Raw genomic sequence first — 1,340 nt, 5'->3', positions numbered from 1 at the left:
GACGATCGTGGCCTCGGTCGCGGCGCGGAGGTCGTCCTCGGTCACGCCGTCGGCTGTTTCGACTATCTTCAGGCCGCCGGGGACAACGTCGAGGACGCCCAGGTTCGTGATGATCCGGTCGACGACGCCTTTGCCGGTCAGCGGCAGGGTGCATTCGCGCAGGACCTTCGACTCTCCGGCCTTGTTCTGGTGGTCCATCACCACGATCACCCGGCCGACGCCCGCGACCAGGTCCATCGCGCCGCCCATGCCCTTGACCAGCTTGCCGGGGATCATCCAGTTGGCCAGGTCGCCGTTTTCCGCAACCTCCATCGCGCCCAGGATGGCGGCTGCGATCTTGCCGCCGCGGATCATGCCGAAGCTGGTCGCGCTGTCGAAATAGGACGTGCGCGACAGTTCGGTGATTGTCTGCTTGCCGGCGTTGATCAGGTCGGGGTCCTCCTCGCCCTCATAGGGGAAGGGGCCCATGCCCAGCATGCCGTTTTCCGACTGCAGCGTGATGTCCTTGTCGCCCACGTAATTCGCCACCAGCGTCGGGATGCCGATCCCGAGGTTCACGTACCAGCCGTCCTGCAGTTCCTCGGCGGCGCGGGCAGCCATCTGGTCGCGGTCCCAACCTTTCGCCATCACGCGGTCTCCTTCTTGCGGGTCGTGGCCTTCTCGATGCGCTTTTCGTGCTGCCCTTGGATGAGGCGGTGCACGTAGATGCCGGGCAGGTGGATGTGGTCGGGGTCCAGGCTGCCGCGCGGGACGATCTCCTCGACCTCGGCCACGCAGACGCGGCCGCACATGGCGGCGGGCGGGTTGAAGTTTCGGGCCGTCTTGCGGAAGACCAGGTTGCCGGTGTCGTCGGCCTTCCAAGCCTTGACGATCGACAGGTCGGCCACGATGGCGCGTTCCAGGATATAGTCCTGACCGTCGAAGTTCTTGACCTCTTTCCCCTCGGCGATGACGGTGCCGACGCCGGTCTTGGTGTAGAAACCCGGGATGCCGCTGCCCCCGGCGCGCATGCGCTCGGCCAGGGTGCCCTGGGGGTTGAACTCCAGCTCCAGTTCTCCGGACAGGTACTGGCGCATGAATTCGGCGTTCTCGCCGACATAGCTGCTCAGCATCTTGCGGATCTGGCGCGTGTCCAGAAGCTTGCCCAGACCGAACCCGTCGACGCCGCAGTTGTTGCTGGCGATGGTCAGGTCCTTGACCCCGCTTGCGACCAGCGCGTCGATCAGAAGCTCGGGGATGCCGCAGAGGCCGAAGCCCCCCGCCGCGATCGTCATCCCGTCGTGCAAAAGCCCGTCCAGAGCCTCGCCCGCAGTGGCATAGACCTTCTTCATCGGTCCTCC

2 protein-coding genes are annotated in these 1,340 nt (G+C 65.7%); both read right to left on the bottom strand.

Going from position 1 to position 1,340, the window contains the following annotated elements; translation table 11 throughout:
* On the bottom strand, positions 1-627 hold a 627-nt coding region (locus tag OC159_RS19945; RefSeq protein ID WP_265502968.1), incomplete at its 3' end, for a CoA transferase subunit B.
* Entirely contained in the window at positions 627-1,331 is a 705-nt protein-coding gene (locus OC159_RS19940) for a CoA transferase subunit A (protein ID WP_265502969.1), read from the bottom strand. The genes OC159_RS19945 and OC159_RS19940, both read right to left, overlap by 1 nt.
* Positions 1,332-1,340: the final 9 nt, after the last annotated feature.

This window comes from Paracoccus beibuensis (assembly GCF_026162625.1).
Classification (GTDB): Bacteria; Pseudomonadota; Alphaproteobacteria; order Rhodobacterales; family Rhodobacteraceae; genus Paracoccus; species Paracoccus beibuensis.
This window is presented reverse-complemented; position numbering and strand designations above follow the sequence as displayed.